This is a genomic window from Nocardia sp. NPDC051911 (genome assembly GCF_040681035.1).
Lineage (GTDB): Bacteria > Actinomycetota > Actinomycetes > Mycobacteriales > Mycobacteriaceae > Nocardia > Nocardia sichangensis.
The window spans coordinates 1-17,959 of sequence record NZ_JBFAXY010000059.1 but is presented as its reverse complement, the minus strand read 5'-3'; the positions used below and the strand labels follow the sequence as shown (position 1 = coordinate 17,959).

Annotated in this window: 14 protein-coding genes and 2 pseudogenes; 5 read left to right on the top strand and 11 right to left on the bottom strand. The window is 64.6% G+C overall.

Features of this window, described 5'->3' with window-relative positions:
- Nucleotides 1–72: 72 nt before the first annotated feature.
- The 11 genes and pseudogenes from AB0L97_RS37050 to AB0L97_RS37000 form a co-directional block, all read right to left on the bottom strand.
- The gene (locus tag AB0L97_RS37050; RefSeq protein ID WP_364439304.1) at nucleotides 73–243 is read right to left on the bottom strand and encodes an NAD(P)-binding protein; all 171 of its coding nucleotides are present in this window, start codon (nucleotides 241–243) and stop codon (nucleotides 73–75) included.
- A gap of 685 nt (nucleotides 244–928) precedes the next feature.
- Nucleotides 929–1,525: an ATP/GTP-binding protein gene (locus AB0L97_RS37045; protein ID WP_364439301.1), complete on the bottom strand. Its 597-nt coding sequence runs from the start codon at nucleotides 1,523–1,525 to the stop codon at nucleotides 929–931.
- Nucleotides 1,506–1,889, bottom strand: coding sequence for a DUF742 domain-containing protein (locus AB0L97_RS37040; protein ID WP_364439298.1), 384 nt, complete (start codon nucleotides 1,887–1,889; stop codon nucleotides 1,506–1,508). Before AB0L97_RS37040 ends, AB0L97_RS37045 begins: the two co-directional genes overlap by 20 nt.
- Entirely contained in the window at nucleotides 1,886–2,308 is a 423-nt protein-coding gene (locus AB0L97_RS37035; protein WP_364439295.1) for a roadblock/LC7 domain-containing protein, read from the bottom strand. The genes AB0L97_RS37040 and AB0L97_RS37035 overlap by 4 nt, the downstream gene beginning before the upstream one ends.
- Nucleotides 2,309–2,316: 8 nt before the next feature.
- Nucleotides 2,317–4,764: a nitrate- and nitrite sensing domain-containing protein gene (locus tag AB0L97_RS37030; RefSeq protein WP_364439310.1), complete on the bottom strand. Its 2,448-nt coding sequence runs from the start codon at nucleotides 4,762–4,764 to the stop codon at nucleotides 2,317–2,319.
- Between the two features lie 250 nt (nucleotides 4,765–5,014).
- On the bottom strand, nucleotides 5,015–5,212 hold the full coding sequence (locus tag AB0L97_RS37025; RefSeq protein ID WP_364439292.1) for a hypothetical protein: 198 nt from the start codon (nucleotides 5,210–5,212) through the stop codon (nucleotides 5,015–5,017).
- Nucleotides 5,213–5,276: 64 nt separating this feature from the next.
- Nucleotides 5,277–5,816 (bottom strand): annotated as a pseudogene (locus AB0L97_RS37020) (bifunctional 5,10-methylenetetrahydrofolate dehydrogenase/5,10-methenyltetrahydrofolate cyclohydrolase); the annotation flags it as partial.
- A 457-nt stretch (nucleotides 5,817–6,273) separates the two neighbouring features.
- Nucleotides 6,274–6,906: an MBL fold metallo-hydrolase gene (locus tag AB0L97_RS37015; protein ID WP_364439289.1), complete on the bottom strand. Its 633-nt coding sequence runs from the start codon at nucleotides 6,904–6,906 to the stop codon at nucleotides 6,274–6,276.
- On the bottom strand, nucleotides 6,903–7,988 hold the full coding sequence (locus tag AB0L97_RS37010) for an S-(hydroxymethyl)mycothiol dehydrogenase (RefSeq protein WP_364439286.1): 1,086 nt from the start codon (nucleotides 7,986–7,988) through the stop codon (nucleotides 6,903–6,905). The genes AB0L97_RS37015 and AB0L97_RS37010 overlap by 4 nt, the downstream gene beginning before the upstream one ends.
- 504 nt (nucleotides 7,989–8,492) lie before the next feature.
- A complete protein-coding gene (locus AB0L97_RS37005) occupies nucleotides 8,493–8,777 on the bottom strand; it encodes a hypothetical protein (protein ID WP_364439283.1) in 285 nt (94 codons plus the stop codon).
- Between the two features lie 345 nt (nucleotides 8,778–9,122).
- A complete protein-coding gene (locus AB0L97_RS37000) occupies nucleotides 9,123–10,397 on the bottom strand; it encodes a LuxR C-terminal-related transcriptional regulator (RefSeq protein ID WP_364439280.1) in 1,275 nt (424 codons plus the stop codon).
- A 664-nt stretch (nucleotides 10,398–11,061) separates the two neighbouring features.
- Between AB0L97_RS37000 and AB0L97_RS36995 the strand changes: the two are divergent.
- From AB0L97_RS36995 to AB0L97_RS36975, 5 genes and pseudogenes are all read left to right on the top strand, one after another.
- Nucleotides 11,062–14,345, top strand: a pseudogene (locus tag AB0L97_RS36995) (protein kinase).
- A 170-nt stretch (nucleotides 14,346–14,515) separates the two neighbouring features.
- Entirely contained in the window at nucleotides 14,516–14,686 is a 171-nt protein-coding gene (locus AB0L97_RS36990; RefSeq protein ID WP_364439277.1) for a hypothetical protein, read from the top strand.
- A gap of 298 nt (nucleotides 14,687–14,984) precedes the next feature.
- Entirely contained in the window at nucleotides 14,985–15,521 is a 537-nt protein-coding gene (locus AB0L97_RS36985) for a porin PorA family protein (RefSeq protein ID WP_364439307.1), read from the top strand.
- Between the two features lie 312 nt (nucleotides 15,522–15,833).
- Nucleotides 15,834–15,977, top strand: coding sequence for a hypothetical protein (locus AB0L97_RS36980; RefSeq protein ID WP_364439274.1), 144 nt, complete (start codon nucleotides 15,834–15,836; stop codon nucleotides 15,975–15,977).
- Between the two features lie 804 nt (nucleotides 15,978–16,781).
- Nucleotides 16,782–17,006: an NAD(P)-binding protein gene (locus AB0L97_RS36975; protein WP_364439271.1), complete on the top strand. Its 225-nt coding sequence runs from the start codon at nucleotides 16,782–16,784 to the stop codon at nucleotides 17,004–17,006.
- The last annotated feature ends 953 nt before the right edge of the window (nucleotides 17,007–17,959 follow it).

Here is a 17,959-nt window from a genome sequence, read left to right as displayed (position 1 = left end):
TTCGGGGTAGGGCTTGGGCACGGTGACGCATCCTCTCACAGAAGAGACCGGGAAGTCTCCTCAGGTCAGGAGTCAACCGAAGCCGGGGCAGTCCCTACCGACGGACACACCGAGCGCGGTGAAAGCCGGCGCCGCCTCGAAAACGCGGGTGGAGTAGCCGGCGTTCTGCAAGGCGATCGACGCCGAGAGGCCGCCGATCCCACCACCAATGATGAGTATGTTCCTGTCTGGGTTCCGGGTCATCAGCAAACGCTCTTCCGCTCGGTTTCGGACACCACTTCTGGCCACTACAACAGGCACCGCAAACGGACGACACGACCTGCACAGTGACACTGGAGAAGTAGCCAGAGGCCCCACTGTATGAAGGCATCGGAGTGCCGAACCAGGAACATTTGTCGCTTTCGCATGGTCACGGACTGAACTCCAGGCCGCGGAGCAAAAGTCTCTTGGAGCGGCCGGGCACGTCGGCCGCCCGCCCCGCCCAGCACACGAGACGAACACGCCGCCTCAGGTCAGGAGCCTCTTATCGTGGAGCCGAAGCAGCCGAAACCCGGCATTGTCACGCTGACCCGACGGGGCGCCTGTCGGCACGCAGCGGAATCCGAATGAGCCCCGAACCGGTTTGCGGCGGTTCGAGGCTCATTCAGGGGTATTCGTGCCTACCATCCGATCGCTCAAACAGTTGACGGTTCGAATCTACCTCGCGTCCGCCGGATTCGAGAAATCCTCCTGTGGCGTCGACAGTTGAGGCCGCTCCGGCGGCGTGCCCTCGGCCATGCCGGGGTGTACTCCGACTTCCCGCGGCACGCCGAAACCGACGCGGCGGAGTGCGGCCTCGACGCTCGGCCCGAGCGAGCCTCCCCCGCTCCCTGCGACGGTCGTCGACCATGGCGGCCGACGCGTACGTACATGCCCGACGAACCCGCCGTCAGACGCCCGAGTTGGCGCCGGCCACCAGATACTCCATCAAGCTGATCAGAATCTGCTTGGCCGACTCTCGGTCGCGTACATCGCAGTAGCGGATCTCCACTTGTTCGGACAAGTCGAGCGCGGCCCGAATCTCATCCTCGTCGTAGACGTCCGCGCCGTCGAAACAGTTGACGCCGATGATGAACGGAATGTGGCGCGACTCGAAATAGTCCACCGCCGAGAAGCACTCTTCGAGCCGACGAGTATCTATGAGCACCACCGCACCGAGAGCTCCGACCGAGAGCTCCTTCCACATGAACCAGAACCTGTCTTGTCCAGGTGTACCGAAGAGATACAGCACTAATTCTGAGCTCAAGGTTATGCGACCGAAGTCCAACGCGACCGTAGTCGTCGTCTTGCTTTCCACTCCGGTGAGATCGTCGACGGAGGCGCTGAGAGCGGATAACTGCTCTTCGGTGCGAAGTGGCGCGATTTCGCTGATCGTCGTGACCAGCGTCGTCTTTCCGACGCCGAATCCGCCGGCGATCAATATTTTGACCGCGTTCACCGATTCGAGTTCCGAGTGGAGTCCGAGTTCAGATTCTACGAATACCATCTAGCACCGCCTGTAACAGAATCGGGTCTGCGCTCTCCGGACGGGGCGTCGGAGACCGATAGATGACGTGCCCCGATTGGATCAAGTCGCTGACGAGGACCTTGACCGTTGCAACCAGGAGATTGAGGTGCGCAGCGAGTTCAGCGATCGACAGGGGCCGATTGCGGCAAAGGCTGAGTATCTCTGCGTATTCCCGGTCCAGGATTGCCGCATCACCGGTCATGCGCACTGCGACCACCAACGTGAGGATATCGAGCCTGTGATTGTCACGTCCCGCTCGTCCCCGCGTGACCGCGAAAGGACGGACCAACGGCCCGGGATCGTCGTCCGCGGATACGCTCCGGTCTTCTCGGTATGCGCTCATGGTTTGAATTGCGCTCGCATCGTGCTTGCTGTCCGCGGCGCGGCGCTGAGATGGTCTCGCACCTGGTCGATGATGACGTTCATCTCATAGGCGACCAGACCGAGATCGGCATCGGGGCCGGCAAGCAGTGCCAGACATGCACCGAAGCCCGCCTCCGTCAGCACCAGGTAGCCGTCACTCATCTCGATCACGGTCTGGTGGAACTGTCCCGTGTTGAACCTGCTGCCGACACCGCGTGCGAGGCTGTGCAGCGCGGAGCCCATTGCGGCCAGGTGCTCGGCGTCCTCCCGAGACAACGACTGGGTACGGGCCAGTGGTAGCCCATCGGCGGAGAGAACAGTGGCGTGCTTCGAACCCGGGGTGCGCGTGAGCAGTCCGTCGAGGATCCAGCCGATCGAGTCGCTTCCTCGAAGAGTCATGTTGTTGTTCATATTGCGGGTCCATCCGTCGGTCTACGAGAAGGGGGTGCGGTCGACACGCGCGCCCTATTGGTCCCACGTTGAAAGGACTGCATAGCGCGGCGAGCATCCTGCGCGGAGCGCAGCTGGGGTGAGTGGCTCGGCTCGGGTGGGGGCGCGTCGTCTTCGAGGCGCAACTGCGGCGCGAGATTGGCCTGCCGATGGCGGCGTGGGAGCGGTGTACGCCGGCCGCGACCGGCCTCGTTCCCGCCACCCGCTTCTGGGGGCGGCGCACCGAAATCCGGTTGCGGAGGTCGTGCGTCCGCGAGAAAGGCGGGTGCGTCGGTGTCTTGCTGTCCAGGTGGAAGTTGCAGTGCGGGATGCTCAGCGGCAGCCACCCGCTTACGCCGGTGCCGGCCATTGTCCGACGCGGCCACGGCGTGTGTCTGCGTATCCGATGCGGCCACGACATGTGTCTGCGGGCCCGGGTCGGAGGAGTTGTCGTCCCCGCGGAATTCGACCAGTTCCGCCGGGATCAGCACGATGGCCTTCACTCCGCCGTACGCGGAAGTCTGCAATTGGACCGACAGCCCGTGCCGTTTCGCGAGTCTGCCGACGACGAAAAGACCGAGGTTTCGTCGTCCGCTGAGCGCCATCTCCTGGAAGTTCGGCGGATTTCTCAGCAGCTCGTTTAGATGTTCTCGATCGTCGAACTTGATTCCGAGGCCTTGGTCTTCCACCTCGACCACGACGCCGTGACCGACGAAGTTGCCGTGAATGGTCACCATGGTCTGCGGCGGCGAGAACAGTACCGCGTTGTCGATCAGTTCGGCGAGAAGATGAACGAGGTCGGCGACTGCTTGGCCGAGCACGAATGCTTGCGGCAGCCGGATCGCGCTTACCCGGGTAAGATCTTCGGTCTCCGATACGGCACTGCGGACGATCTGCTCCAGCGCTATGGGCTCGCGCCAGCGACGTCCCGGATTTCCGCCACCGAGGATGAGCAGGTTTTCGGCGTTCCGCCGGGCTCGTGTCGCCAAGTGATCCATCTGAAAAAGCAGTTCGAGATGCTCCGGGTCCTCCTGCTTGGCCTCCGCGATATCGAGCACTTCCAGCTGTCGGCGGACGACCGCTTGACTGCGGTGGGCGATGTCCAGAAATACCTTGTTGAATCCGGCGCGCGTTTGCGCTTCGGAAGCCGCCGCACCCATCGCGACGCGTTGAGCCTCACCGAATGCCTTTGCTACCTGCGCTATTTCGTCGCTGCCGCTGTCGAGGATCGGGGTTTCCGCTCCGATATCGATCTGCTGGCCATCATGCAGACGTTGAATCAGGGAGGGCAACGTCGAGTTCGCCAGCTCCATGGTCCTTGCCTGCAACGACCGCAAGCGGCGAACGAGGCGATCGGCCAGTAGGATCGCCAGTAGGAATGCTCCGACGGCAAGCACCGCCGCCGCGGCACCTGCCCAGATGGATCGCTGAATCGCGGCGTCCGCGGATGCCGCGCCGACGGCGTTGGCATGTTTCACTTGATCGCTGAACAGTCCGAAGAGCTCATCGTCGACAGCCCTGGCAGCGGCCTCCCACTCGGCGTAGGGAATCGACAGCGAACCCTGCGTCGCGATCGTGTCTTCAGCAGAGGTTGCGATCCGCCACTGGGCTGTGTCGGTGAGACGGGTCAACCGGGCGCGCTCGTCGTCTGTCATGGTTGCGCCGAGTGCCGTGAGCTGATGCCTATACGCACCGACCAGGTAGGTGAACATCCGCAGTGGCTCCGGTGCCAAAGAACCCTCCCCGGCGATCAACGCCGCGGTGGCCATCGCTCGGGAATGAAGGTCGGCCATTCGAGACAGGCCGGCTGTCGTCATGTATGCAGCCGAGACTTCCGGATCGAAGGTGAGCGGAGCCGTCTGTTCGTATCCGGCGGCAGTGGCTTCGACCAGACTGGAGAAGTGCTTGTCCACCGCAGCGATATCGGTCTGCCCGGTGTCCACAGCGCGCCTGACCGTGGACGTGTTCGTGCCCATATTGGCCAGGAACCCGGCGAAGTCGAACGAGATATCCGGGTTCAGTTCCTGCAGTCGAGGGCCCAACTCGGCCATCACCGCCAGCGATTCGTCAGATCTGCCCCGCGCGGCCGACAAAGTCGCGGAGGAATGCGGGGCGCCGCCGAGGACGAGGCCACTTGCCAGCCGCTCGTTCTGCATCGCTCGGCTGAAGCCGGTCAGCCGCTCGATCTGTGCGGTGGTGAAGCGTACGAAGCGCTTCGCATCGATCGCTTGCCTCACCAATCCCGTAATCGAGATGGTCCCGAAAATGGTCAGCGCCACACAGGGAATGAGTGCGATGGCCAGGACGGAGACGCGAATGCTTCGGGGACGCCTCCGACGCAACTTTCTCCAGAGACCACTCTCCGGACGCGCCGGTCGCTCCAGGGGCGACTTCATTGCCGTGCTCCAAATATGTTTAGTATGCATCAATGTCACTCAACGGACGGCCGCCTCGGCCTATAGCGCCCACTTCTCGTTCGGACACATATCGTTTGCCGCCGCAAGTTCTCGTCGAGGTCGACGAGCACGCGCACCGTATAGGCCGTAGGAGCGTGTGGCACGGCATGGTCACGTCTCAGGGGGCCGCGCCACCGCATTGTGTCGGTGTCCGGCTGTGCCGACGGACCCGCCGCGCGGACTCCTTGGGGGAACCGCGCCGGGGCCCTCGGGTACGGGGTCAGCTCGGCACCTGGCTCTGAGGGGCGTCCAGTAGGCTGGTTGCCGACTGCAACGTGTTGTGCAGGAGCATTGCGATGGTCATCGGACCTACTCCTCCTGGCACAGGAGTAATCGCACCGGCTATCGCGGCGACGGAGGTGAACTCGACATCGCCGCGTAACCCAGCGGCGGTGCGGTGAATTCCGACATCGATCACCGTGGGCACCCGGCTTGACGGCTCGAGCGTTGATCAAGCCCGGTACACCCGCAGCGGCGATGAGGATGTCGGCCTCGCGGGTGACCGACTCCAGCTGGCGAGTTTTGGAATGCACGATGGTGACCGTGGCATTTCGCTGCAGTAGCAGATGGGCCAATGGCTTACCGACGAGTTGAGACCGGCCCACGACGACCGCGCGAGCACCGCTGATCGAAATTCGCGCGGCATCCAGCAGTTCGATGACGCCGGCAGGTGTACACGGACGCAGTCCCGGGAGTCCTTGCGCGAGTCGTCCCGCGCTCGTCGTGGTCAGTCCATCGACATCTTTGGCCGCGGGGACGCACTCGATGACATCGGCTGCGTTCAGGTGCGGCGGTAATGGGAGCTGGATCAGGATGCCAGAGACGGCGTCGTCCTCGGCCAACGCGCGCACGACTCCCTCGATTTCTTCCTGCCTCACCTCCGCGGGCAGATGCCGATGGTGGTCCACCATTCCTGCCGCTGTGCACTGTTTGCGTTTGCTGTTGACATAGACGTGCGAAGCTGGCTCGTCGCCGACCAGTACGGTGGCGGGGCCGGGACGCCTACCGTGTGAGGTGAACATCACTTCCGTCGCCTCCGCCACGCGGCTGCGGATCGTCTGCGCGACGGCTTTACCGTCGATGATTGCGGCTGTCATCTTTCTCGCTTTCTGCTACAGAATGGTGGGTGAGGCGCCCCTGCCACCTGAGCCAATAACCCAACTTCTCACTCAGCGCCTCGACCGCGAAGAAATCCGGCGACCCCCACCTGGGCGTGGATCCTCGGCGACGGCCTCGGCGCCGTTCTCAAAGAATCCGCAGGCCGCCGCATGTGGGTCGGGTCGGGCCTGCACAACGAGATAGTCGAACCCGCAGCGCTGGTCGAGCCGCGTCAAAGCGCGCAGAGTGCGCGACGCCTATCTGTTCGACAGCACGTACCAACGGCGCGGTGACTGCTTTTACACCGGCCGCCGCAGTCTCCGGCGCGCTGACCCGGTCAGCGCCGCCTCCTCGATGTCGCGCTGCGGCACATCGTTCACCTCAGAAGCCCCGTTTGATCCACTCGGCCAGGTGCGGAGCTTCGGCCCCGATGGTGGTGCCCTCACCGTGCCCCGTGTAGACCCGAGTGTCCTCCGGAAGGACGAACAGCCGGTCGCGGATGGAGCCGATGATGGTCGGGAAGTCGGAGAACGACCGCCCTGTGGCGCCGGGGCCGCCGGAGAACAGGGTGTCGCCGGAGAACAGGGCCTTCGCCTCGGGCAGGTGCAGGCAGATCGATCCGGGTGAGTGGCCGGGGGTGTGGATGATCTCGAGCACCGTGCCGGCCAGCGCGATGCGCTGACCGGCCGTCGCGTGCCAGTAGGCCTCTCCCGGGTGGGTCATCTCCCACAGCTCACCGTCTCCGGGGTGCAGGACCACGGGTGTGTAGAGCGTTCTGCCGAGTTCGGGTGCGAAGGTGACGTGGTCGTTGTGCCCGTGGGTGCACACCACTGCGACGACGTTGCGGCCCGCGACAGCCTCGATGATGGGCTTGGAGTCGTGCGCGGCGTCGATGATCACGACCTCGTCGTCGTCCCCGACCACCCAGACGTTGTTGTCGACCTCCCACGAACCGCTGTCGAGCTCGAACACCCCCGAGGTGACGACCTGGTCGATGCGCAGCTCGCCACTCACAGGACAACCACCGAACGCAGCACGTTCCCGGCGTGCATGGTGTGGAACGCTTCCTCGACCTCGTCGATCTTGATGCGCTCGGTGACGAATTTCTCCAGCGGCAGACGCCCCTGACGGTAGAGATCCACCAGCACCGGGAAGTCGCGGTCGGGCAGGCAGTCGCCGTACCAGGACGACTTCAACGCCCCGCCGCGGGAGAAGAAGTCCAGCAGCGGCATCTCCAACCGCATCTCCGGCGTGGGAACACCGACCAGCACAACCGTGCCCGCCAAGTCGCGGGCGTAGAACGCCTGCTTCCATGTCTCCGGGCGCCCGACCGCGTCGATCACGACATCGGCGCCGAACCCGCCGGTGAGCTCCTGCACCGCAGCGACGACATCAGCGTCGGTGGCATTGATGGTATGGGTCGCGCCGAGGTCGGTCGCCCAGGCCAGCTTCTTGTCATCCCGGTCCACCGCGATGATCTTCGAAGCACCCGCCAGCCGCGCGCCGACGATCGCCGCGTCACCAACGCCGCCGCAACCGATCACCGCCACCGAGTCCCCACGGCCGACCGCGCCGGTGTTCACCGCGGCACCCAGCCCGGCCATGACACCGCAGCCCAGCAGCCCGACCACCGCCGGATCCGAGGCGGGGTCGACTTTCGTGCACTGACCGGCGTGCACCAGCGTCTTCTCCGCGAACGCACCGATGCCCAGCGTGGGAGTCAGTTCGGTGCCATCCAGCAGCGTCATTTTCTGGCCGGCGTTGAACGTGTCGAAGCAGTACTGCGGCCGACCGCGCTTACAGGCCCGGCACTGTCCGCACACCGCGCGCCAGTTCAGAATGACGAAGTCGCCGACCTCCACCGAGTCGACATCCTCGCCCACGCTCTCCACGATGCCGGCGGCTTCGTGGCCGAGCAGGAACGGGAAGTCATCGTTGATGCCGCCTTCGCGATAGGTCAGGTCGGTGTGGCAGACCCCGCACGCAGCCACCGCGACGACCACCTCACCCGGACCCGGATCTGGGATCACGATGTCGGCGAGCTCGACAGGCGCCCCCTTCGAGCGGGCGATCACACCGCGTACCTGCTGTGGCATGTTGCTTCGGTTCCTTCATCTCGAGCTGAACAGTCATGCGCTTGAGCGAGCATGTTCTTCGAGGAGGCTAAATCCGACCGGCCACTCTCGTAACCTAGCCAAACGGCCAGTGGAAACTGTCCACAACGACAGGTGGCCCGTCAGGGGTCGACCTTCCACGCTGCGGCTGGCCATAAGGAGTCGATGGATGCTCGTTGCGAGAAGCGGAGAGCGCCTGACCATCAGGCAGGAGCAGCATTCCGCCACCCACAAGCGGCTACTCGATGCCGCGAACGACGTTTCCGAACGCGGTTGATCCGAGCTGCACCGCGGCTTCGACCGGCTCGACGCACCCTCGCATGGAATCATCCGGGTGTCCGCGTGCCGATTTCCGGACACGACAGCCGTCCGCGGCTCGATCATCTCCACCGGGCCCCGGCAGCAGCTCGCGCCCTGTCGAACTAACCGGGGGTCAGCGGTGGTGACCGAAACGGCAGCACCGCTGACCCTCCGCCCGCATGCCGTTCAGCAGGAATGCCAAGTAGCGTCGCCAGTTCTCGAGTCCACCGGGCCGGTCAAGTCAGCCACTGCGTGAACCATCGTCATCGCAGCGTAGACATCGACGGCTGCTATCTCCGGACGAACCGCGCCGGCACTCCTGGCACGGTCGAGAAGTCTTTCCATCGCCGGCCTTATCCGATCCTCGAACCAGTCACCGACGATCGTGTCTTCTTGCAATTCAGTCGCGGCGGAAGCGAATCCTCTGTTTCCGGCCACTAGCTTGCAAGTCCGTTCCAAGCATTCGATCATCCCCTGCCAGGGGTCAGGGTTCCTGGCAGTCGCGTCGGTACCTCGGTGAGCTCGGCCAGGTAACCCTCGACGACTGAACTGAAAGTAGCCAGCCTGCAGTGCGATTCACCAGTTGAACCACCGGTCGCGCAGTGGCAGCGTGGTTGGTAATCGTTCCATCCGAATGCGCGAGGCACGCCGTCGCCGACGCTGCGATCAGCGCACAGGGATTCTCTGGGAGGCTTGGTGAGAGTGGTGGGCAAGAGAGCCCATATTCGTCGGACACTTCCGGCCCCCGCATCGTGATGTCCGCCTCGAACGCCACCGTCCGGCCAGATCGCGCACTCGGACCGGCGCGATTCCATCCTATGCCGTAGCTCGGACGCCGGCCCGAGCTGCGATGGCTACCGCCTCTCCGCGGGTGGTGACGTTGAGCTTCTTCAAGATCGCCGCCACATGAAACTTGACGGTGCTCTCACTGATGCGCAACTGCGAGGCGATTGTCTTGTTACGGTTGCCGGCCACGAGATGGCCGAGAACCTCGATCTCTCGCTGATTCAGAGTCGCGAGCTCGCTGTCGTGATCTCGGACGGGCGGCGGATCAAGCGGTATGACGATGGTCACGCGACTCCCCCAATCGGGGATTATCTCTATGTCCAGCCCACCCCGCAAGATCTCGATCCGCCCGGACAACTGGCGTGAAAGGGTGTTCTCATCGACCGCGCCGCAGCCTTGGTCACGGACCTCGACGATCAGATTGGCGCCGTCGCAGGTCCAGCCCACACGCAACCGCGATAGGAATGGTTGCGCTATGAACGCTAGAGCAATAGCCCGAACCATCGCCCGAGCCGCATGAGCGATTTCTCCGGGAACCGGCCTTGCGTCCACAGGCGGTTCTACGTATTCGACGGGGATGTCCCGGAGGAGAGGCTTGAGTTCGCCCTGCAAGCGAGCGAAGGCGGTGGTGACCGCTTCCTCGGTGAGCGCCCGATCGGCTTCACCGGCCGCACGCAGTGCGACGAGTGCCGTGGTAATCGTTTCAGTCGCGATGATGCGCGCACGACGGTCGTCGAGGTCATTGGATCTCAGAGTCGTGAGAACCGATGTCAGTGCGGTCTCGTGCGCCACTGTCAACTCAGTGATCGTGCGGGCGCGCTCGACGGACGCCGCGCGCGAATCGGCGAGGTAGGCGGGGCTGGCCTGGACCACTTGCTGTTCGATCGAGGTGGCGACGATTCCGAAAATCGCCGCGAGATCCGCACCGGAGCGCAGTCTTTCGCCTGGAAAACGAGGCGCAAGTAGCAAGAGCGTGTCGCCGGTGTCTCGGACCGCCCACACCGGTCGCCGATCCCCCGCCACGACCGCGACGCCGTCGAAGGTCGCGCCGAGCGCAAGGGTCTGGTTCAGAGCGTCCAGTTCATCAATGGTCACCCGATCCACGATCTCAGCGGCGCCCGAGACCTTGCGTGGACGACCGGTGCATTCCCGGGTGAAGATCACCAGCGCGCTGTGCTCCCAGCGATCACCGATCAACTGCGAGAACCGCTGGGCGATTTCAGGCAGTGGACCTGCTATCACGTGACGGAGATCCACGAAGTGTTCAGGACAATGCGCTGGCGAAGTATACACAGGGCTGACCACGTTCTGACGTTACAATAATCAGGCACTCATCGCTACCGGCGTTTCGACCAGTGGAACCTGCTCATGGCCAGGGCGAGCTCGAAATCGCGAATTGCGGACGCGGAACCGAAGACGAGACCGTCGAACCTCAGAAGCATGCTGACGATCATCCTCGAAAATAAGGCCGATTCCGGTATCGCTCATCGCACCCCTGCTCGACGCGCTGTCCGCTCGCGGGTGATTTCTTCGAGACCGCACCTGTCGCAACTTGATCGAAACAGGTCGAGAGCCTTATGGACGCGCCGGTCGAGACCAGCGCCGAAAATGACTACGCCGCAACGACTTTCCGTAGTCATGGTCTCGTTACGGCGCCGGCGTCGAGCGGCCGCCGAAGAAGCGGCCGAGCGGCGGTTGGACCCGCGGTCCTTCGCCGCGGGTCCGGTACCCGAACTCGAGCAGTGTATGTCTCGGGCCCGATCTGCCCGCAACGCAGTGCCCGACTCGGATCGGGTGAAACAAAAGTATCTATGAAAGCTGGGGGTCTCGGCCCACCCGGCCCACGTCCCGCCGGCTGTACCGATTCCTGTCCGTAGCCGAAACCCATCCGCGCTCAAGGTTCTACGGAGATACGCTAACCTTCGGTAAAGGTGAGCGAAGAGCTCTCCACTGGAATCGTATGCAATCGATGGCCGAAGACGACCCGCTGCGCACCCGCCGTGACCTGGCAATATCAGTCCCGGCGGAGTTGGAGGCCGCGGGATTCGAGGATGCCGTGGAAATCGGCCGTGGCGGCTTCGGGATCGTATACCGTTGCCGACAGATCTCGCTCGACCGCACCGTGGCGGTGAAGGTATCCACCGCCGAATTGGACGCCGACAACCAGGCGAGGTTCATCCGGGAACAGCGGGCGATGGGTCGGTTGACCGGCCATCCGAACATCGTCACCGTACTGGAAGCCGGTGCCACGGAAAGCGGTCGTCCTTATCTGGTGATGCCCTATCACCCCCTCGACTCCCTCGACGCATGGATCCGCAGGCACGGCCCGCTCCCGATCGTGGACGCGTTGGCGATCGGAGTGAAAATCGCCGGCGCTCTCGCCAGCGCGCATCGTCTGGACATCGTGCACCGGGATGTGAAGCCGGGAAATATTCTCCTCACCGAGTACGGCGAGCCGGCGTTGACCGACTTCGGCATAGCGCACATCGCCGGAGGGTTCCGGACCTCAGCGGGCACCCTGACCGGCTCACCGGCATTCACCGCACCCGAGGTCTTGGAGGGCGGTGACCCGACGGCCGCCGCAGATGTCTACGGGCTCGGCGCCACCCTGTTCTGTGCGCTCACCGGGCACGCCGCGTTCGAACGTCGCAGTGGCGAGAACGTCGTGACCCAATTCCTGCGCATCGCCACCCAGCCCGTACCGGACCTGCGAGACAGCGGCATACCCGACGACGTGTCGGTGCTCGTCGCAACGGCCATGAGTCGTGACCACAACGACCGGCCCTCCGCCGAAGCGCTCGGGGAGACCATCCGGCAGATACAGCGGCGCCACGGATTTCCTGTGGACGAGATGGCGCTGCGGGCCGAATACGATTCCGAAGGTCACGGCACGGGCAATCGAACAGCGGATCAGCGCCGGATAGCGGCCGCTGTTCGCCACAATGGCGGCAGCTGCGGAAATCTGCCGTTGAAGTTGACCAGTTTCATCAACCGGCGTACCGAACTGGCCGAGGTGAAGAGCCTCCTGTCGTCGTCCCGGCTCGTGACGCTGACGGGCGTCGGGGGCGTCGGGAAGACACGGCTCGCGCTGCGAGCCGCGTCCAACGCGCAACGCGACTTCGCCGACGGGGCGTGGTTGGTCGAATTGTCCGATGTATCCGACACCTCACTGCTCGTCGAGGTCGTGACAGCGACACTCGGATTGCGCGATGAGTCGGCGCGCCCATTGCTCGATGTTCTGGTCGACTACCTACGTCCGCGTGACATGTTGGTCGTTCTGGACAACTGCGAGCAAGTAGTAGAAGTAGTCGCGGAGTTGACCGAGACCTTGCTGCGGACGTGCCCGAACCTGCGGATCTCGTCACCAGCCGGGAGCCCTTGAACATCGCGGGGGAGGCTGTGCTCCGGATACCACCGCTGACGGTCCCCGATCCGGATCGGGAACCGGCGCTCGCGGGGTTGCCTCGGTTCGACGCGGTGACGTTGTTCGCCGACCGCGCGGCAGCAGCGGTGCCGGGCTTCGAACTCGACGAGGACAACAAGGCCGCCGTAGCGCGGATCTGTGCACGGTTGGACGGCTTGCCGCTTGCGATCGAGCTGGCCGCAGCCCGGCTGCGCACGATGTCGCCGGAACAGATACTGACACGGCTCACAGATCGATACTCGCTGCTGACCCGCGGCAATCGCACCGCGCCGACGCGGCAGCAAACGCTCCTATGGTGCATCGACTGGAGCTACCAGCTGTGCACCCCGGTCGAGCAGCGGTTATGGGCACGGCTGGCGGTGTTCACCGGCGCCTTCGAGCTCGACGCCGTCGAGCAGGTCTGCGGCACCGACATGGCGCCGCAGACTGTGCTCGACGCGCTGTCCGCGCTGGTGGACAAGTCGATCGTGGTCCGGGAGGGCGACGACCCGCTCGTACGCTTCCGCATGTTCGAAACTTTGCGCGACTACGGTCGGCACAAACTGCGCAAGATCGGCGAATACCAGAACCTACGCCGCCGCCACCGCGACTGGTACCAACAATTGGCGCTGGAAGCGGAAGCCGAATGGATCAGCGAAAGGCAGCCCGACTGGATCGCACGCCTCGACCGCGAGCAACCCAACCTGCGCGATGCGCTCGAAGCCTGCCTCTCGGAGGACACCACGGAAGCCGCAGAAGCGGGGCTGCGTACCACTGCGGCATTGTCCGAGTTCTGGTTCTTCCGTGGACTGAACGGAGAAGGACAGGTATGGCTCAACCGCGCCCTCGGCCGGCCCCATGCTCGATCAATACCCGACCGCGTCGAAGCGCTGCGCGCAAGTAGCCAACTCGCCGTCGGACAGCTCGATCTGGAGGCTGCGACCGCCGCCATGGAAGAGGCGCAGGTGTTGGCCGAACGCTCCCCCACTCCCATGATCCAGGCTCACGTGGCCTACGCCGTCGGTATGCTGTCCCTCATACGCGGCGATACTGCTCGCGGAATCTCATCGCTGAAGCGCGTGATCGAGATACTCGGAGCGCAGAAGACCGCGCTTCTATACGTCAGCACCTTGCAATGCCTCGGTTCGGTGTACGAGGTGGATGGCGACATGGCGCAGGCCAAGAAGCTTTATGAAGAAGTTTTGGCCATAACCGAAGCATGTTCAGAGACGTTTTATCGCTGCGCCGCCCTGCGGGGCTTGGCCGTTGCCGCATGGCAGCATGGCGATACGGACCACGCGCAGCAGTTGATCGAGAAAGGGCTGCGGCTCAATCGTCGACTGAAAAGCCCATTTCTCGCTGCATTGGATCTTCAAGCGCTGGCATGGATGATCAAGAGCAGCGGCAATGCGGAGCGCGCTGCGGTTTTGATGGGAGCCGCGCACAGTCTCTGGCCAGCAGCTAGGAGTGCAACTACCGGCTTTATCGACTGGTCCCCCGTACATCAGGAATATGAGCGGACGACACGTCGCGCCCTCGGTGACCGCAAGTTCGAAATCGCTTTTCGGCGCGGTCGGACGATGGGAATCGACCGGGCCATCAGTTACGCCCTCGACGAACAGTGCCCCGACACGTCGCCGGGCCCATCCGCCAGATTGACGAAGCGAGAGCGGCAAGTCGCCGATCTCGTCGCCCAAGGTCTCAGCAATAAAGAGATAGCCGCCAAGCTGGTGATATCACAACGCACCGCCCAAGGGCACGTCGAGCACATACTCACCAAACTCGCCTTCACCTCGGGCGCCCAGATCGCAGCCTGGGTGGTGGAAAACGCGCACCAGCAGAGGCGATGAGCGGACCACGGGCCGCCGTGGCCGCTACCGGCGCACGGCGTTCTCGCGTCAGTTGGGTAGGCGCGCCACCCGCCCGTCCGATCCGGTACCTCAGCTCACCTAGTAGATTGGAAGTTCCTAATGTCGCACACCCTCGTCCGGTCCACCGGCCATCCGGAAGGTGAACGCTGATGCGGAAGTCGAATGTCGCCCTCGTGGCGAGCGGCGCCGTCCTCGTTCTCGGTGCGCTGGTGATTCGTTTGGTGGTCTATCCGGCGGCCACCAAGGTCCCGTCCGACCTCGACGTGCTCGCCGAGATGACCGGCACAGCCATCGTGCTCGATCAGAACGCGATGGCGTAGGGCTCCACCGCTCCGCTGTACAAGCAGGTCGACGCGCAGGCGACGCGAAGCTTGAAGGCCCAGCACGTAACCGACGACACCCTCGTGGTCCGCGACGACGTCACCGTCACGACCGCGGACGGCTCATCGCCCAAAGTCAGCAGCCGCACGTGGGCGGTCTCGCGCGCCGACGGCGCACCCAGGCCCGCCCCGGACGGGTGGAAGGTCGATCAGCACGAAGGCTTGGTGGTGACGCTGCCGACTCCGCCGCAGGAGCGGGACTACACCTTCTGGGACGCCATGACCGCGCGCCAACTCTCTGGTCTTCCTGGACCGGGGCGAGATCGGCGGCCGGGACACCCTCCACTATCGGACCATCGGCGATGGGCCGATCACGGACGAGGCCCTGGTTTCCGCCTTCCCGCCGGCGCTGCCCTCGGAAGCCGTGCTGGCGATGGCGCGGAGCGCGCCCGGTGCGACCACAACTCCGGCGACGGTTGCCGCACTGCCACCGCTCGTACCGCTGAACTACCTCGCGAAGACCGAAACGGACCTCCAGGTGGACGAGGCCACCGGGCTCGTGCTCCGCGTGGCGCAGAAGCAGCAGATAATGGCCGTGCCCGCGGGCACCGACCAGCGCATCCCGCTCACCACCGTCGAACTCGCCTCCACCGAGGACAGCGTCGACGAGGCCGTCGGTCAGGCGGGAACGGTCGGAACGCTGCTGTGGTGGATCGGTATCGGCGGGCCGCTGATCTTCGGAGTGCTCGGTGTCCTGCTGATCGGCATCGCGGCGCTCCGCCACACCCGCGGTGACCGGCACGTGGTTCCGGCGCGGGCCGACATCCCAGACTGACAGCAGGCAGCCAGATCCCGGCCGGCGCCGACTGCTCGGCCGGGATCTCGGCGTGCGAAGCAGGCGGATCACGCTGCGGTGCAGGCCTGCCGCTACGGCGCACGTCATCGGGCGGCTTCACCAGCGCGAACGGAAAGGTGCCGCGCGTTCTCGTGGAAGATGTAGCCGAGCGACCGCTCGTTAGCGCGTGGTGCATCGCCGAATCCGCCTCGAGCAGCAGCTTATACACGGTGCCGTCGAAACTGTGCGGGCCGTCGCAGGCGATGCCGATGCCAGCGCTGCCGGGAGTGATGCGGATGGATGTGCGGCGGGGTGCCCAGCGACACCATGGCCGGGCGCAGTGCGGCCAGGTACGCCACCAGCAGCGGCGCCTACAGCACCTCGTGCCCGAACGACCAGCCGCGTGCCGACAATGTTCACGCTGTGGCCGAGGTCGCCGATCAGCACCGCGAGTAGCCCGATGTGCGGCAGCCGCAGCGACGGCTCCGAACTGCCGGTCACCATCGAGTAGGCGACCAGCGTCAGCAGCGCTGCGCGCCCAGCACCGGGTACGCCACCGCGATCAGCGCGCCGGGCACCGATCCGGAGGGGCTCGAGACGGGGAGAGGACGAAGGTCCAGGAGGCCAGCAGCGCGCCGAGCCCGATCAGTCCGGAGTCGAGCATAGATCGTGGTTGGCGCGAACCTGCCTCGGCCGCAGCCAGAGTGTGGCGCGGCGCCGATTCCGGCGTAACCGGTCACAGCGCAGACGTCGTCCAGCGGGTGCAGCCCGGCGCCGATGTCGCGCAGTATGGTGCCCGCGGCGAACGCCACCACGGACGCGGAGAGCAGGTACACGGCAGCGGGTGAGCCGGGCGCTACCATCGCAGCCCGAACCCGATCATGCCGAACGAACCGAGCTGTAGATCTCCGTCCTCCGGTGAGGAAGAAGGCTCGGAGTGCTCGTACCGGCGCAGCCGCCTCCTCCGGGTCACACGAGCCGAGGTGACGGGGAGCACAATAGGCTCGACAGGGGCGAAGTTTCCTTCGAGGCCGGAAACTTCGATCCGAGAAATTCGGCAGTCCGCGAATCGGCTTCGCGAGAGTCGCTCTTCCCATATCGGTATTCGCCCGATGACGCCGAAGAGACAAATGTTCCTTGGCTGTTCTAGCGCTTCTCTTCACTCTGATCCGCTGCGTCCGCGGTGGCTCGACCCAATTTCGCTAGGGCATGGAGTGAACAAATCAGCGAAACAGTGCCGGTCCGGCAGAGCGTGTTCTCGTGGTTGGCAGCGGTATCGCCGGTCTGACCGCGGCTTCCGCCTTCGGACAGGCCGGGGTAACCGTCGACGTGGTGGACATCTCCGATCGGGCGGTGGGGACCGCGATCGGCCTGCAGAACCGTGGCCCGGACGTGCTGGCCGCCATCGGCGGGTCCTCGACGACGAGGACGCGGTGGCACTCGCCGAGGAGATGCAGAATGCGATTTCCGTCGCCGAGGGGCTGAGCAGTTTCAACCGGCGACGGCACGATCGATGCAGGCTGGTCGTTGAGACGAGCCAGGAACTGTCGCGGCTCCAAGCCGAGGGCATGAGCCGCCGACGAATGGCCGTCATTCGCCGCGACCGTGCGCTGAAGACGCTGAACGAACCCTACTGATTCACAGGGCCGAAGGCGGCATCGGCAGTGGCCGGATGCCGCCTTCTCGGTATACGAGCAGGAAACCCCGCTGCCGCCGGCACCGGATCGGTGCCGGCGGCAGCGGGTAGACCTCGTGGCGGCAACCGCCGTCAGTGGCAGCTGGAGCGTCCCGGCGACGGCTCGGCATCCACCATCCGCATGAACAGCGGGTGGAAGTTGCGGCAGATCTCCAGTTCCGTCTTGGTCCAGGTCGTCGGGTCCTTGGCGTAGCTTTCGTAGCTGCCGTCGCATGAGACCGGGAACCGCGGGAATCCAGTCCTCCTGCAGCCAGTAGTCGGCGTCGGCACCCGCGACTTCCTCGGCGACCGCGCGAACCTCGGGAGCATCCAGCGCGCACAGCCGACCCTCGTCGATGATCGTCACGGTGTCGCCGTCCACGGTCTCGACGGTCATCGTCGGGAAATTCAGGTGCACGTGCCAGTGCCCGGTGAGTTCGCCCGCAAGAGCCGCCTCCCGTTCGGGAGCGCTCGTGATGATGGTGCCGAACCCCAGGTGGATCACACCGCTGCGCATGCACTCATAGACACCGCAGACCCAGCCCGTAAGGAACTCCGCGCGTGGGCGGTGGATCTTCGGGTTGGTGCCGATCGACACCTCCCAGAACCACATCAGGCCCGGACCGGGATAACCGGGGTACTGGACGTTCTTGGTCTTCTCATCTAGTGCCAAGGCCGCGCAGTTAGCGGGTGGGCTGGGTTTGTCAACCGGCGTGGGATGGTGAGTTGGGACAGCGGAACTGCTGGTAAAGAGGTGTTGTCC

Coding starts and splice junctions, on each gene's coding strand:
- AB0L97_RS37050 (WP_364439304.1), bottom strand. CDS start 243: ATGACCCGGAACCCAGACAGGAACATACTCATCATTGGTGGTGGGATC.
- AB0L97_RS37045 (WP_364439301.1), bottom strand. CDS start 1,525: ATGGTATTCGTAGAATCTGAACTCGGACTCCACTCGGAACTCGAATCG.
- AB0L97_RS37040 (WP_364439298.1), bottom strand. CDS start 1,889: ATGAGCGCATACCGAGAAGACCGGAGCGTATCCGCGGACGACGATCCC.
- AB0L97_RS37035 (WP_364439295.1), bottom strand. CDS start 2,308: ATGACTCTTCGAGGAAGCGACTCGATCGGCTGGATCCTCGACGGACTG.
- AB0L97_RS37030 (WP_364439310.1), bottom strand. CDS start 4,764: ATGCATACTAAACATATTTGGAGCACGGCAATGAAGTCGCCCCTGGAG.
- AB0L97_RS37010 (WP_364439286.1), bottom strand. CDS start 7,988: ATGCCACAGCAGGTACGCGGTGTGATCGCCCGCTCGAAGGGGGCGCCT.
- AB0L97_RS37005 (WP_364439283.1), bottom strand. CDS start 8,777: ATGATCGAATGCTTGGAACGGACTTGCAAGCTAGTGGCCGGAAACAGA.
- AB0L97_RS36990 (WP_364439277.1), top strand. CDS start 14,516: ATGCGGAAGTCGAATGTCGCCCTCGTGGCGAGCGGCGCCGTCCTCGTT.